Origin of the sequence: Burkholderia sp. Se-20378, assembly GCF_017104665.1 — a bacterium.
GTDB lineage: Bacteria > Pseudomonadota > Gammaproteobacteria > Burkholderiales > Burkholderiaceae > Burkholderia > Burkholderia lata.
Genome location: NZ_JAAGPG010000206.1, coordinates 1 through 14,408, shown reverse-complemented (window position 1 = coordinate 14,408; position 14,408 = coordinate 1). Strand labels below are relative to the sequence as shown.

Below are 14,408 nucleotides of genomic sequence, written 5' to 3'. Positions count from 1 at the left end.
CGGCTCGGCAACCGCCTGCGCGCACGCGGCGCCGGCGCGCCGTCCGGCTATGCCGATCCGCAAGGCGCGCTGCCGCTGCGCGAAGCGATCGCCGACTACGTGCGCCGCTCGCGCTCGGTGCGCTGCGATGCCGACCAGGTCGTGATCACGAGCGGCACGCAGCAGGGGCTGCATCTCGCGAGCCAGGTGCTGCTCGGCGCGGGCGATCAGGCATGGGTCGAGAATCCGGCCTATCGCGGCATTACCGCGCTGCTCGACAGCACCGGGCGGCGCGACGCGATGGTGCGGGTGCCGGTCGACGCCGACGGTATCGACGTCGACGCCGGCATCCGTCTCGCACCACATGCGCGGGTCGCTTTCGTCACCCCGTCGCACCAGTATCCGCTCGGCATGCCGCTCAGCATGGCGCGGCGCAATGCGCTGCTCGCGTGGGCGCGTGCGCAGCGCGCATGGGTGGTCGAAGACGACTACGACAGCGAGCTGCGCTACGAAGGCCATCCGTTCCCGTCACTGCAGGGGCTCGACCCCGACCGCGTGATCTATCTCGGCACATTCAGCAAGATCCTGTTTCCGTCGCTGCGGCTCGGCTACGTGATCGCGCCCGCCGATCTCGTGCCTGCGTTCTGCGGCGCCCGCGTGCTGATGGATCGTCATGTGCCGACCGCCGACCAGCACGTGCTGGCCGCGTTCATCGCGGAAGGCCATCTCGACCGCCACATCCGCCGCGTGCGCGGCGTGTATGCGGAACAGCGCGCGCTGCTGATCGATACGCTCGGTGCACGGCTGCCGCGCGAACGTGCGTGGGTGCAGCCGGGCGATCAGGGGATGCACGTCGTGCTGTGGCTCGCGGAAGGGATCGACGATCTCGACGTGGTCGAGCGCGCCGCGCAAGCCGGCGTCGCGGTGCGTGCGGTGTCGCCGATGTTCGCGCCGGGCACGGCTCGCCCGGGGCTCGTGCTGGGCTTCGGCGGGTTCGGCCGCGCGCAGATGGAGGCGGCCGCGCAGCGGTTGGCGGATGTGGTTGCGTCAGTGGAGTCTTGATCAGCGCTCATGTCCGGCGCCATTCCAGGCCGCGTCGGCCAAGGCCAAAAGTTTGCTGGCAGGCGCCGAAAGAGGTGTCGACATGTTATGAATCGCCAGGGTGTTGAACCATATCGGTTCGTCGACCTCGACGAACCTCACGCCGTGCCAGTCGAACATCTCGACGGAAAGCGGATCAACGAGCCCTATGCCTGCGCCATGACACACCATGGAAGCAACGGTCAGCGTGTAGGCGGCCTCGATGACGACATTGAGTTTCTTGCCCCGATTCGCCAGCATCGCGTCGAGTTGACGGCGTGACGTATCTTTCGACGGCAACGCAATGAACGGGTAGTCCACCAGATCGAACAGCGAAACGCGGGATCGTTGCCCAAGGACATGATCCGCTGGCACCGCAAGTACTGCTCGCCGCCTTGCGATTGATCGGGCGACCAATCCATGCGTATCGATCAGTTCGGCGGCAAACCCTACGTCACATTGCCCGCTCGCAACACGCTCGCGCACCTCCTGGGACGAGTGAATTTCATAGCGAATAAGGAGATCCGGCAAGTCGCATCTCAATTGCGTGATCAAAGCAGGCAACGGCCCGTACCCCAGTGCGGGCAGACTCGCAATCGTCAGGATTCCGCTCCGCCCCTCCCGCAGACTGGTTGCCCGCTCCCGGATCACATCCATCCCGGCGAACATGCGCTCGACTTCGATCAACAGCGCCTTGGCCTCCGGCGTCGGGCGCAGCCGCGCACCATCCCTGTCGAACAACTTGAGGCGCAACGTCGCTTCCAATTGGCTGACGAGTCGGCTGATCGCCGATTGCGACGTGTGCATCAGATCCGATGCGCGGGTCGTCGTACCGGTCGTCATGACCGCCCTGAAAGCTTCGAGTTGGCGTGGATTCATCGACATCACCTATATCAATGGCGACTACCTGCGAGTCAAAACTGCATTGGGAACAACGTATCTGATCACGCATTATCTACGCATCAAGTATCCATTATCGATATAGATCGGCCAACCAGGTCGACATGACTGAGAGGGCTTGTCGAGTCGACAAGCCATGCTGATTCCCGAGGACTGGTCCCATGAGCGTATGTATCGACGAAACGGAAATGCTTCGGCAACTCGAAAGTGAGCTTCGTCTCCTGACCGGGTACGCAAGAGAAGCCGACGGCTGCTACGAGATCCTGAAACGCAAGATCGACGAACTCAGCAAGTTCATCGCAAACGAATTGGCCCCGCCAGGCTGGGTATCGGCGCCGAACGACGTCGAGCAATCACGTCTGGTCCACAAGGTGCGGGACTCTGCCGTCACTGCCCTGTGCAGCCTCGAAAAGTACCTGTGCCAACGGATGCTGCGCGACGGTACGGATCTTGGCCCCTACCTCGACTCGCTCACGGCGTCGGTTCGCGCCGAAATAGGTCGCGTGGGTATTACGGATCAGGCCCGCATCCTGTTCATCGGTTCAGGAGCATTCCCAACATCAGCGATGTTGATCGCCCGCGAGACCAAGGCGCAACTGTGCTGCGTCGTCATCGACGACGAAGCCACTCTGCTTGGCTTGCAAATCGCCAATCGGCAGGGCCTGGGCGGGCTCATGGAGTTTACGAGCCTCGCAGTTGATGCGCTTCCTTTTGCGCGACACGCCACGCATTTCATGATCGCCTCCCTCGTCGAAAGCAAGGCGAACGTGCTCGAGCAAATCTGGAAAGTGATGAACGATCGCGCGAAGGTGCTGGTGCGATACGGGACAGGCATCAAGGAACTGTTCAATTACTCGATCGATCCGGCCTGCCTTCGCCGCTGGAAGGTTGCCGGGCCGGCCATCGCGCATTCGATGTTCGATACGATCGTCCTCGAAAAACCCTGCCATGCGTGACCACAGCAATACGACAGAGGATTTTCTCGTCATCGGGCTTGGCGCCGTAGCCATCCAGTTCGCGTTCGATCTTCGTAGTGTGTCTGACGGCATGATGGGATTCATGAGTCGTCCTGGTGTGCGCAGCCGTCTCATACGCGACGCGATCACGGCAGGGCAGCCTCTTTCACTGGAGGGACGCGGACGGGCCTCAAGCGAGCCCGTCAGCATGCCGATCGACAGTTTTCATGAAGGCGCGGACAGTCTCGACGATCGGTGGGACACATTGATTCTCTGTACACCGGCGGATTGCTATGTGGACGTGCTTAAAACGCTGCCCTGGGATCGCCTGGCACGAATACGCTCGATCGTATTGATGTCGCCTTTCCTCGGGGCAGCGTTGCTGGTAGAAGCCGCGCTGCCGCCGAACAGGCAGTTCAACGTGATCTGCCTATCCAGTTATTTCGGTGACACAAAAATTCTCGATGCCAGCCGGCCCCTTGCCGCCACGACCAAGGCATTCAAGCGCCGGATCTTCATTGCCGCAAACCGTGAATGCGCAACCTTGCACACCGTGCGGCGCGCTGTGGAACGTCACGGCATCGAAGTCGTCACTATGCGTTCGCCACTGGAGGCGGAAGCGCGCAGCATCACGACATACGTCCACAGTCCGCTCGTCCTGTGCCCTTCGGCATTGGAGCACGTCCTGTTTTCAAATGGACCGGACCGCTATATCTACAAGCTCCATCCAGAGGGGCCGATTACTCCGCAAGTCATGCGCAGCATGGTCCGACTTTGGAAAGAAATATCGACGTTGCTCGAGCATATGGGTGCGCAGCCGGTCAACCTTCTCAAATTCCTCAACGACGACAACTATCCGGTCGACGACGTCATGCTCCGGCGGGACGCGATCACCCATTTTCCCGACTTCGACGAGTTGCACCAGGAGTACCTCCTGTTTGTCCGTTACAGCGCACTGCTTGTGGATCCCTTCTCGCAGCCCGACGAACACGGCCGATACTTCGACTTTTCTGCGGTTCCGTTCCGCCGCGCCAGTGTTGATGCGGATGGGCTGTGGCAGGTTCCACGCGTGCCGCTTGAGGATCATCGCAAGCTGTCACTCATCCATTGTCTCGGGCAATGCTTCGACCTGCAGATGCCGCATGCACGCGCCCTGCTTTCAAATTACGAATCCGCCATACAGCGCTTCATCAGGGAAAAAGGAGCTGGCAATTGTCATCCGACCATCCTTCAAGAAACCACACAGGCACAGGCGGAAACGATCTACCGCCAATGGTCAACGACCTGTGGAAAAGCGGAGTCCTGCTAGCCGTCCTGGCCTCCTTCACCTTCAGCATCATGAATGCACTGGTAAAGGAACTCAGTGCGACACTGCCACCGGCCGAAATCGGCTTCTTTCGCGGCGTCATCGGTACGGCGCTCGTGTATTTATTGATGCGACGCGCGAGCGTGCCGTTCTCCCGCAACGACCTGTCCATGCTTGTCGTACGCGGCTTGCTCGGTGCGTTCTATCTCGTCTGCTACTTCTATGCGATCGCGCACATTCCGCTCGCCGATGCGAGCATCCTCGCGCACCTCTCCCCGGTGTTCATCATCCTGCTCTCGGCCATCTTTCTGAAAGAGCACATACCCAGACAGGTGTGGTTGCTGCTCCCGGTCATCCTCGCCGGTGCCGTCTTGATCGTCAAACCCTACCAATACTCGAGTTACTCGATCTATGCCGGACTCGGCCTGTTGAGTGCGGTGTTTGCGGGGGGCGCACACGTCGCCATTCGCCAGCTCAGCATCAAGCATCATGCGTACGAGATTGTTTTCTACTTTCTGGCCATTGCGGCACTCGTGTCTGTTCCGCTGATGTGGAAGGATTTTGTCTGGCCGGATACGCCGCGCCAATACGGCCTCTTGCTGGCACTCGGGGGCGTCTCGCTGTTCGGGCAATTGTTTCTCACAAAGGCGTTTACACATGAAAGGGCGTCGGTCGTCGCGATAACACGCTACATCGGCATCGTTTTCAATGCGTCATGGGGATGGATTTTCTGGCATGAATCGATGGACGTTGAATCAATCGCTGGCGGCATCCTGATCATCGTTGCCTGCATCAATTTGTCCCGACTCAAAACCTGAATCGTTGGGGTGACACCCTTGCGCCAGGACGAAGGCACGCATCGCGAGCGCGAGGCCGCGCGACGACTCGCGGACGTGGTTTCGTCAGCGGAATCGCGGCCGCGCGTGCCGTAAAAGGTTGTCGGCAGGCAACAAACGTAATCGTCTGTAAATCCTGCAAGCAAACGGCCGTTTTGGCCGGCGTCGCACGTGTGTCGTTTGCTAGGATCGCGCCTCTTCCATCCGCGCTCCTGCCGCCTTGAATCGCTTCGTGCCGCTTCTCCGAAATGCGTGGCTCCGTTGCCGCGCCCGCGTCGCACCGTTCGCCGCTGCGTGCGGCGCGCGCATCTGCGCGCTGGGCGCCGGCATGCTGCATCGCCTGCGTCATCCGACACGCCGCGGCGTCGCGCTGACGCTCGCCGCGATCCCGGTGCTGGGCCTGCTGGTGCTGCTCGCATTCGTCCCGTTCACGCCGAGCATCGGCGACATCCGCAAGGCGCGCATCGACCGCCCCGCGCGCGTGCTGTCCGCCGACGGCCAACTGATCGCCGAGTTCCGGCCCGTCAACCGCGAATGGGTGCCGCTCAAGCAGATCTCGCCGCATATGGTTGACGCGCTGATCGCGACCGAGGACCACCGCTTCTACGCGCATCACGGCATCGACTTGCGCCGCACGATCGCGGCCGGACTGCATACGTTCTCCGGCGACCGTCAGGGTGGCTCGACGATCACGCAGCAGCTCGCACGCAACCTGTATCCGGATGAAGTCGGCCGCGCGCCGACGCTCACACGCAAGGTGAAGGAGCTGATCACCGCGTTCAAGATCGAGTCGGTGTACAGCAAGGACGAGATTCTCGAAACCTACTTGAACACCGTGCCGTTCCTGTACAACGCGTACGGCGTCGAAATGGCCGCGCGCACCTACTTCGGCAAGTCGGCCGACCAGCTCGACATCGTCGAAAGCGCGACACTGGTCGGGATGCTGAAGGGCAACAGCTACTACAACCCGGTGCTGAACCCGGAGCGCGCGGTGCAGCGACGCAACATCGTGCTCGACCGGATGGCGCAGATGCACATGCTGACGCCGCAGCAGCTCGCGAAACTGCAGCGCCAGCCGCTGCGCGTCGACTTCGAGCCGCAATCGGGGCAGCCCGGCCTCGCCCCGCACTTCGCGGTGCAGTTGCGCAAATGGCTGATCGCGTGGGCCGATCGCAACAACTACGATCTGTACTCCGACGGACTCGTCGTGCGCACGACGCTCGACGCGCGGCTGCAGGACATGGCAACGCAGGCACTGACGCGGCAGACCGAACGGCTGCAGGCGATCGCCGACAGCGCGTGGCGCGGCCCGTCCGGCTGCGGGCTGCGCAACGACCTGTTCCGCGGCTTCATCCGCCAGACACCCGACTATCGGCAGGCACGCGACACGGGGCTCACCGATGTCGCGGCGCTGAAGCAGCTCGGCGCCAATCGGGATTTCATGCGCACGCTGTGCGAGCGCAAGACGCAGGTGCAGGCCGGCTTCGTCGCGATCGATCCGCGCAACGGCGCAATCCGCGCGTGGGTCGGCAGCCCCGATTTCGGCAGCGAACCGTTCGATCACGTGTCGCAGGCGCGGCGCCAGCCCGGCTCGACGTTCAAGCCGTTCGTCTATGGCGCCGCGTTCGCGGACGGCATGCGGCCGGGCGACACGTTCGTCGACCGCCCCGTGGCGATCCCGATCGACGGCCGTGCGGTCTGGCGCCCGACCGATGCCGAGCCGCCGACCGATGAGCCGATGACGCTGCGTGATGCACTCGCGCTGTCGCGCAATCGCATCACCGCGCAGGTGATGCAACACGAAGGCGCCGCGAAGGTGGCGCAACTCGCCCGCGCAATGGGCGTGCGCGAGAGCCCGCTCGACGCGGTGCCGTCGCTCGCGCTCGGCACGAGCCCCGTCACGTTGAAGGAAATGGTGTCTGCGTACGGCACGATCGCGAACCGCGGCGTGTACGTCGCGCCGCAGATGATCACGCGCATCGAGGATCGCGACGGCAAGGTGCTCGCGGCCTTCGGCAGCGCACCGCCCGAGCGTGCGTTGCCGGAGCCTGCGGCGCAGACGCTGGTCGACGTGATGCGCGACGTCGTCGATCGCGGCACCGGCGCCGACATCCGTTCGCGCTACGGAATCCGTGTCGACGTCGCCGGCAAGACGGGCACGACGCAGGACAACGCGGACGGCTGGTTCATCCTGATGCATCCGCAGCTCGTGGCCGGCGCGTGGGTCGGCTTCGACGACGGCAGCGTGACGCTGCGCAGCGACTACTGGGGCGCGGGCGCGCACAGCGCGCTGCCGATCGTCGGCACGTTCTACGATGCGGCGCTGCGCGCGCGGGCGATCGATCCGCACGCGCAGTTCTCGCCGGACTTTCGGCCGCGCAGCGCACCGGCGCCGCGGCGACGCGCGCCGCATCCGGGCCTGTTCGACTGGTTGAGGTTCTTCCGCTGATCGGGGTGCCGGCGGGCCACGCCCGCGACCACGACAGCCGTCCGGCCTAACGAAGCGTCGTCGTCGCGTGCCCGTCCGCGTACAGCCATACGGGCACGCCGTCGTCGCGCAATGCGGCGACCGGTTCGCCCATGCTCCAGTTCTGCGCGACCGCGACACGGCGGACGAACCATGGCATCAGCATCGCGTGTCCGGCGGCGTCGCGATCGTCGTCGAACAGCGCATCGTCACCGATCCGCGTGTAACGTGCCGGATGCAGCACGGTGCCGTCCGCGCGAAGCACCGTCGCCCGCACGTCGTTGTCGCCCTCGTCCTGCACACAGGCCAGCCAGCCGTGATCGGCGCCCCAGAACAGGCCGGCCACGTCGTCGTAGCGCCCGTGCACGACCGTCGCGCCCGTCTCGAGATCGCAGATCGCGAGTCGCACCGGCTCGCCCGGCAGGACGCCGATCGCGTAACGCGTGAACAGTTCGCCCGGCACGGCTTCGTCATCGGGCAACCACGGCAGCGCACCCATGTTGACGAAGTCGAACGGTGCAAGCACGCGGCCCTGCCCGTCGACGATCGAGCAACGCCCGTCGTCGCGCCGAACGATGTGGCGGATCGCGCCGAGCTCGGTCAGCATGTCCGTGCGTTCGTCGTCGGTCAGCCTGGCGACTTCCGCGTAATGCGGCTCGACGACGACCCGGCCCTTCGCATCGACCAGGCCGACGTGACCGTTGCGCTGCGCGAGGAAGGCGCCGCATTCGGACGACCATTCGAGCACGTCCCAATCGGGCTGCGCGCGCCACTGCCCGTCGCGCCCGATCAGCCCCCACCGCTCGCCTTCGGATACCGCCGCGACGGTGCCGTTCTCGAATTCATGCGCATCGTCGAAACGCGGCGGAATCACCCATGCACCGTGCGTGTCGACGAAGCCCCAGCGGCCGTCCAGGCTCGCGGACGCGACCCCGCCGGTGAAATCACCGAAATCGTCGAGCGACGGTTCGAGCACCCACGTGCCGTCCGTGCGCACGAGCCCGAACCGCTCGCCGACGCGCACGCATGCGACGTCGCCGCTGAAATCCCACACGGCGTCGAATGACGGTTCGCGCACGATCCGCATCTCGTCCCCGTCCCCGTCACCGTCGCGGTCGACATCGCCATCGGCGAACAGCAGGCCGACCTTCCCGTCGCGCGCGGCCCACAGCAACCGGTCGTCACGCGCGCCGCTCGTCCACAGGCTCGTCCACTCGGGCGGCACGATCACGCGCCACGCGTCGTCGGTTTCACGCCGCACGCCCCACAGCCCGTTGCGTGCGCGAAAGCTGAACGTGCCGTAGCCGAGCCAGTTGCCGTGCACCTCGCCGGCATCGAACATCTCGGCAAACATCACGCCGCGCGGCGGCTCCTGACGGATGAAATAGTGATGCGACATGCAGCCGAACCCGAAGCCCCACGCCCAGTCGCGCCAGTCGGGCGGCGACTCGATCTCGAGCGCATCGCGCACGCCGCGCGCGTCGCGGAAGTCCATGCAGTTCGCGACCTGCCACCACAGGCGCGTACAGGTATCGCGTTCCTGGTTGATGTAGTCGTCCGGATCGCCGCCGTCGAGCCACGACAACTCGTCGAGATTTGCGGAAAACCGTGGTGCGCCGTGCGCATCGCCAAGCGCATCGATCGACTCGCCGAGATGGCGCACGACTGCATCGAACTGGCGCGCGAGCGCCGGATCGTCGCCGGGCAGCGGGTGCGCGACGACGAACGCCGCGAGCCGGCTGAGTCGCGCATGCGCGGCGCGCGCGTCGCTGGCGAGATTCGGCGTGCCGGCATCGCCGAACACGCGCTGATCGGTAATCGCGTCGCCCGCGCCGCCGTTGGCGAGCAGTACGCGCCACAGCAGCGGAAAGTGATTGTTGGATTCCGCGAGCGCGATCGTTCGCTCGTCGTCGCCGTCACCGGCCTGGAGATACAGCCATGATCGATTGCCCATCGGAAGGGTCGCCCTCGTCTTTATTGTTGATGTTGCCGTGTCGGCGCTCATTATAGGAGCGCGATGACGAAGGCAGTTGCCTTTGCCACACCCGGCACCGGATTAGTCCACCCGGACGAAGCGGAGCCGCTGCGCGACGTTCACGATCGGCGTCATCGTTCAACGACGGTGGAGGCCGCATGACCCACAGCGCAGTCGCGATTGCGAACCTGCTGTACCGCTACGCGGAATTGCTCGACGCCGGCGACCTGCCGGGTGTCGCCGAGCTGTTCCTCCATGCGCGCATCAAGACGCAGGAAGGTGCGCCGACGATCGGCGCGGATGAACTGCTCGCGCTGTTCAGTGCGAGCGTAAAGCGTTACGCGTGCGGCACGCCGCGCACGAAGCATATGGTGAGCAATCCGATCATCGAGATCGACGAAGCCGCGCATTGCGCGACGGCACGCTCGTACTACACGGTGCTGCAGGCCGTCGATGGGTTCCCGCTGCAACCGGTCGCGGCAGGTCGCTATCACGACGCATTCGAACGCGTCGACGGGGTGTGGCGCTTTTCGTTCCGCGATTACACGCTGTTCGATTTCGCAGGCGACCTGCGCTACCACCTGAACCTGAACGAGGCGCCGGCTGGTTGACGCTACCGCCGGCGCATAACGCAGCCGCGCTCAGCCCGCCGCGAGCGTGGCAGCAAGCGCGTCGAACTCCGGCGCCCACGCCGCGCGCCACGCGGCCTTCGTCGCATCGTCCACCCATGCACCGTCGATCCCGTTCAGCATGAACTGCTTCAGCTCGGCCACGGTGAAGCCGAAATGGCTGAACATCAGCTCCCACGCTTCGGACGGATTGACCTTGTGCAGCGTCGGATCGTCGGTGTTCGGATGGATCTTCAGCCCGAGGCCCGGCATCTTGCGCATCGGGTGCAGCTCCGCCCATTGCTCCGGCGGCAGCGTGCGCAGGTAGTACGAATTCGTCGGCACGACGGTGAAGACGATCCCGCGTTCCGCATAGCGCGCGCACAGCGCCGGGTTGTCGACGATCGTATAGCCGTGATCGACGCGATCGACCTGCAGCAGATCGACGGCCGTCTCGACGTTGCGCCACGGCATCCCGAACTCGCCCGCATGCGCGGTCGTGCGAAAACCCGCCGCGCGCGCATTACGGTAAGCCTTCCAGAACAGTTCCGGCGGCCGGTCGTTCTCGCGATAGTCGATCCCGAGCCCCGCGACTTCGTCCGCGCGGTTCGCCTTCATCCATTCGACGATCGCCACGGCTTCGTCGGGATCCTGCTCGCGGTCGATGCTCGGGATCAGGCGCGCGCCGATCCCGAAGTCGCGCGCGGCGTCGCGGATCGCCGTCACGATCGCCGCCTGCGCGTCCGCATACGCGATGCCCGATACGCGCACCGTGCCCGTCGGATTCCAGAAGAATTCCGCATGCCGGACGTTGTGCGCGGCCGCGTCCTCCAGATATTCGTATGCGATCCGCCGCAGGTCGTCGGGCTGCGTGAGCAGATACTTGTCGAGCGCGCGCAGCACGTGCAGCACGCCGACCGGCTTTTCGCCGCGCGCATAGAACGCGTCGATCTCCGCGCGCTCGATCGGCGCGCCGCTGCGCTCCGCGAGCGCGGCGAACGTGTCGTGCCGCACCGCGCCGAGCAGGTGACAATGCAGCTCGACCTTCGGCAGCGCGTGGAAGAAGGCCCGATGGGCCTGCGTGATCTCGATGCCCGTGCGCGCGGCCGGGACGTTACCTGGTGTTCCCTTCATTTCAGTCTCTTTTTCGGTAGTGCCGATGCGTCGTGAATGCCGTCTCTCAGTGCGGCTTCACGACGGTCCAGAAGTAATAGCCGAGCGGAATCGCGAGCACGACGAGCCCCCACGACACGTCGCGCCAGCGGCCGGCCAGCAGCTTGACGAGCACGTAGCACAGCAGCCCGCCCGCAATGCCGGTGCCGAAGCTGTTCGACATCAGCGTGAGCAGCACCATCGACATCACGGGCAGCGCATCGGTGAAGTCGTCGAAATGCGTATGGCGGATCGTCGCGAACATCGACAGCCCGATCAGGATCAGCGCCGGCGCGGTCGCCTCTTTCGGGATCGCGAGCGCGACCGGCACGAACAGCAGCATCGCGGCGAACAGCACGGCCGCGGCCAGCGACGACAACCCGCTGCGGCCGCCGGCCTCGACGCCCGCCGCCGATTCGATCAGCGCGGTGAGCGCGGGAATGCCGAACACGGGCCCGATCGTCGCCGCGAGCGAATCGACGAGGAACGGCCGGTTGATGTTCGGCAGGTTGCCCTGTTCGTCGAGCAGGTTCGCCTTCGCGCCGACCGCGAGCGCGGTGCCGAGCGTCGAGAAGAATTCGGCCGCGAAGAACGCGAACAGGTACGGCGCGGCCGCGAGGCTCAACGCGCTGCCGATGTCGAGCTTGAACGCGATCGGTGCGATGCTGTGCGGCAGCGACACGAACGACGCGGGCAGATGCGTGACGCCGAGCGGCACGCCGGCCGCGGCCGCGACGAGGATCGCGATCAGGATCGCGCCGGGCACCTTGCGCGCCTGCAGCACGATCGCGACCGCGAGGCCGATCAACGCGACGAGCGCGCCCGGCCGCGAGAAATCGCCGAGCGCGAACGCGTTGGTCTTCGCGTTCGCGACGACCATCCCCGCATTGCGCAGCCCGAGCATCGTGACGAACAGCCCGATCGACGCGCCGAGCCCGAGCTTGATCTGCACCGGTATCAACCGCACCACCACGCCGCGCGCGCCGAGAATCGTCAGCAGGAAGAACAGCACGCCCGATACGCAGGCGATGCCGAGGCCCGTCTGCCAGCCCACGTGCTCCGTCGTCGCGAGCGTCACGCCGATGATCACCGAGCCGCCGATGCCGGGGCCGACGAGGAACGGCAGGTTCGCGTAGAGCCCCATCAGCGTCGTGAACAGCACGAACACGATGATCGTCGCGGTCGTCGCCGCGCCGCGCTCCATCCCGCCTGTCGCGAGCAGCGACGGGATCACGACGAGCAGGTACGCGGCCGCGAGAAACGACGTGACGCCCGCGATCGTCTCGGTGCGCACGCTGGTGCCGCGCGCGGCGAGCGCGAAGCGGCGTTCGAGCCAGTTGGCCGGCGCTCGCGCCGGCATCGTGTCAGTCGCTGACATGGTGGTTCTCCTGTGATTCCGAATATTGTCCTGTGTCGATTCACGCAGCGCGGTCTTATACTGCCGCGTACCGCATCCCGACCGTTATTGCCCGATGTCGTCCGACCGCTCGTCGCTGCTGCCCGCACTTACGCTGCGGCAGGTCCAGCACTTCGTCGTGCTCGCCCACGCACGCAGCTTCACGCAAGCCGCGCAGGCGCTGTCGCTCACGCAGCCCGCGCTCACCGCGTCGATCCGCCAGATCGAGTTCCTGCTCGGCGGGCGCCTGTTCGCGCGCTCCGCGCACCGGCTCACGCTGACGTCCGCCGGCGAAGCCGTGCTGCCGCTCGCCGAACGCCTGCTCAACCAGGCGCGCGGCACCTTCGACGACATGACGCGGCTCATCGGCGAACGCATCCAGACCGTGCGCATCGCGTTCATCCCGTCGGTCGCGGGCCGCCTGCTGCCCGCGCTCAACGCACTGCGCGACGCCCATCCGACGCTGCGCTTCACGCTCACCGACCTGCCGAACAGCGCGCTCGTCGAAGCCGTGCGCGACAGCGTCGCGGATCTCGGCATCGGCGTGCGCGAGCCGGACAGCGACGACGGCACGCTGCGCTACCGGCAGCTCTTCGAGGACGAGATCGTGATCGTCGTGCGGCATGACGATCCGCTCGCCCGCGCGAAGAGCGTCACGTGGGCCAAGCTCGTCGATCGCGAGCTCGCGGTGTTCGTGCGCGGCAGCGTCAGCGAATCGCTGCATCGCACCGGCGGCGCCGAGAAGCTGCGCCTGAACGTCACGTACCGGATGGAATACACCGAGCCGCTCTACGCGCTTGCGCGCAACGGCCTCGCGACTGCCGTGCTGCCGAGCCTCTACACGATGCATCTGCACGACCCCGAACTCGTCGCGCTGCGCGTCGACAAGCCGCGCGTCACGCGCGCGATCTCGCTGATCTCGCTCGCCGGCGACGATCGCGGCCCGCACGTGCGTACGTGCCGCGAGTGGATTGCGAAGCACATCTGATCGCGTTCACGTTCACCGCTCATTGTTCGCCGCGCGACTGCCCGCGTTCAGGGCAGCTTCGCGATGCGCTCGACGAGCGCTGCGTAGAAGCGCTCCGCGTCGACCTCGTTGATCCACGTCGCATTCGCCGCGCGGCCGCTGCGCCCGTTCCAGTCGACGACGGTCTCGCCGAGCGTCCACTGCCCGGTCGTCTCGACCATCACGTTCACCTTGCGGCCGCCGAACAGCGTCGGATCGACGAGATAGCCGACCGCGGTCGGGTCGTACATCGGCGCGTCTTCGACGCCGCGCCGCTTCTTGTTGTACGCCAGCTCGGCATCCATGATGTCGGCAACGATCGCGCCGCAGCGGTTGCCGAGCGCGCGGAACGGCGCGACGCGCGCCGGCGTGATCGGCGCCTTCACCGCGACGTCGCGCGGCAGCACGACGATCGGCACGCCGCTGCCGAATACGACTTCGGCTGCTTGCGGATCGACGTAGATGTTGAATTCGGCGGCCGGCGTGATGTTGCCGCGCTCGAAGAACGCGCCGCCCATCAGCACGATTTCGCGCAGCGCGCCGCGAATCTGCGGCGCTTCGACCAGCGCGGTCGCGATGTTCGTCAACGGGCCGAGCGCGCACAGCGTCACGCTCCCCGGCGCCGCGCGGCTCAGCGTATCGACGAGATACGACACCGCGTGCCCGGCGCCACGCGGCGCCCGCGGCCCGCGCGCCCCGCAGCCCTCGCCGCCCCACTCGCCGTGCGCGCTCCGCGCGCAGAACCGG

Annotated in this window: 12 protein-coding genes; 7 read left to right on the top strand and 5 right to left on the bottom strand. The window is 65.7% G+C overall.

The genetic code is table 11. The features are described 5' to 3' along the window. A partial coding sequence (locus G3N93_RS21165) for a PLP-dependent aminotransferase family protein (RefSeq protein WP_206133871.1) occupies positions 1-1,041 on the top strand: 1,041 nt, incomplete at its 5' end. On the opposite strand, the gene G3N93_RS21160 is transcribed toward G3N93_RS21165, so the two are convergent. Next, positions 1,042-1,938 carry a LysR family transcriptional regulator gene (locus tag G3N93_RS21160; RefSeq protein ID WP_174942251.1) on the bottom strand — a complete coding sequence of 299 codons (897 nt, stop codon included), beginning with the start codon at positions 1,936-1,938 and terminating at the stop codon, positions 1,042-1,044. Positions 1,939-2,120: 182 nt separating this feature from the next. Here G3N93_RS21160 and G3N93_RS21155 point away from each other — a divergent pair, with 182 nt between their 5' ends. From G3N93_RS21155 to G3N93_RS21140, 4 genes are all read left to right on the top strand, one after another. Continuing rightward, positions 2,121-2,915, top strand: a complete 795-nt coding sequence (locus G3N93_RS21155) for a nicotianamine synthase family protein (protein ID WP_206133870.1) — start codon at positions 2,121-2,123, stop codon at positions 2,913-2,915. Further along, positions 2,908-4,224 (top strand): opine metallophore biosynthesis dehydrogenase, encoded by a 1,317-nt coding sequence (locus G3N93_RS21150; protein ID WP_174942255.1) that lies wholly within the window; start codon positions 2,908-2,910, stop codon positions 4,222-4,224. The genes G3N93_RS21155 and G3N93_RS21150 overlap by 8 nt, the downstream gene beginning before the upstream one ends. Beyond that, positions 4,188-5,039 carry a DMT family transporter gene (locus tag G3N93_RS21145; protein WP_174942257.1) on the top strand — a complete coding sequence of 284 codons (852 nt, stop codon included), beginning with the start codon at positions 4,188-4,190 and terminating at the stop codon, positions 5,037-5,039. The genes G3N93_RS21150 and G3N93_RS21145 overlap by 37 nt, the downstream gene beginning before the upstream one ends. Before the next feature lie 238 nt (positions 5,040-5,277). Beyond that, on the top strand, positions 5,278-7,506 hold the full coding sequence (locus G3N93_RS21140) for a penicillin-binding protein 1A (RefSeq protein WP_206133869.1): 2,229 nt from the start codon (positions 5,278-5,280) through the stop codon (positions 7,504-7,506). 46 nt (positions 7,507-7,552) lie between these two features. On the opposite strand, the gene G3N93_RS21135 is transcribed toward G3N93_RS21140, so the two are convergent. Beyond that, entirely contained in the window at positions 7,553-9,478 is a 1,926-nt protein-coding gene (locus G3N93_RS21135; RefSeq protein WP_206133868.1) for a WG repeat-containing protein, read from the bottom strand. A gap of 179 nt (positions 9,479-9,657) precedes the next feature. On the opposite strand from G3N93_RS21135, the gene G3N93_RS21130 reads away from it, so the two are divergent. Continuing rightward, positions 9,658-10,110, top strand: a complete 453-nt coding sequence (locus tag G3N93_RS21130; RefSeq protein WP_206133867.1) for a nuclear transport factor 2 family protein — start codon at positions 9,658-9,660, stop codon at positions 10,108-10,110. Between the two features lie 30 nt (positions 10,111-10,140). On the opposite strand, the gene add is transcribed toward G3N93_RS21130, so the two are convergent. Then, positions 10,141-11,241: an adenosine deaminase gene (gene add, locus G3N93_RS21125; RefSeq protein WP_206133866.1), complete on the bottom strand. Its 1,101-nt coding sequence runs from the start codon at positions 11,239-11,241 to the stop codon at positions 10,141-10,143. A 46-nt stretch (positions 11,242-11,287) separates the two neighbouring features. Beyond that, complete coding sequence (locus G3N93_RS21120) at positions 11,288-12,637, bottom strand: NCS2 family permease (protein ID WP_174942272.1); 1,350 nt, start codon at positions 12,635-12,637, stop codon at positions 11,288-11,290. A gap of 94 nt (positions 12,638-12,731) precedes the next feature. Between G3N93_RS21120 and G3N93_RS21115 the strand changes: the two genes are divergently transcribed. Continuing rightward, positions 12,732-13,643 (top strand): LysR family transcriptional regulator, encoded by a 912-nt coding sequence (locus G3N93_RS21115; protein ID WP_174942274.1) that lies wholly within the window; start codon positions 12,732-12,734, stop codon positions 13,641-13,643. Between the two features lie 47 nt (positions 13,644-13,690). On the opposite strand, the gene G3N93_RS21110 is transcribed toward G3N93_RS21115, so the two are convergent. After that, positions 13,691-14,408, bottom strand: a 718-nt coding sequence (locus G3N93_RS21110; protein WP_241026635.1) for a nucleoside hydrolase, incomplete at its 5' end; no start/stop codon positions are given.

Excerpts from the sequence above, each read along its gene's own strand:
- G3N93_RS21135 (WP_206133868.1), bottom strand. The coding sequence starts at position 9,478 with ATGGGCAATCGATCATGGCTGTATCTCCAGGCCGGTGACGGCGACGAC.
- G3N93_RS21150 (WP_174942255.1), top strand. The coding sequence starts at position 2,908 with ATGCGTGACCACAGCAATACGACAGAGGATTTTCTCGTCATCGGGCTT.
- G3N93_RS21115 (WP_174942274.1), top strand. The coding sequence starts at position 12,732 with ATGTCGTCCGACCGCTCGTCGCTGCTGCCCGCACTTACGCTGCGGCAG.
- G3N93_RS21145 (WP_174942257.1), top strand. The coding sequence starts at position 4,188 with ATGGTCAACGACCTGTGGAAAAGCGGAGTCCTGCTAGCCGTCCTGGCC.
- G3N93_RS21160 (WP_174942251.1), bottom strand. The coding sequence starts at position 1,938 with ATGAATCCACGCCAACTCGAAGCTTTCAGGGCGGTCATGACGACCGGT.
- G3N93_RS21130 (WP_206133867.1), top strand. The coding sequence starts at position 9,658 with ATGACCCACAGCGCAGTCGCGATTGCGAACCTGCTGTACCGCTACGCG.
- G3N93_RS21155 (WP_206133870.1), top strand. The coding sequence starts at position 2,121 with ATGAGCGTATGTATCGACGAAACGGAAATGCTTCGGCAACTCGAAAGT.
- G3N93_RS21120 (WP_174942272.1), bottom strand. The coding sequence starts at position 12,637 with ATGTCAGCGACTGACACGATGCCGGCGCGAGCGCCGGCCAACTGGCTC.
- add (WP_206133866.1), bottom strand. The coding sequence starts at position 11,241 with ATGAAGGGAACACCAGGTAACGTCCCGGCCGCGCGCACGGGCATCGAG.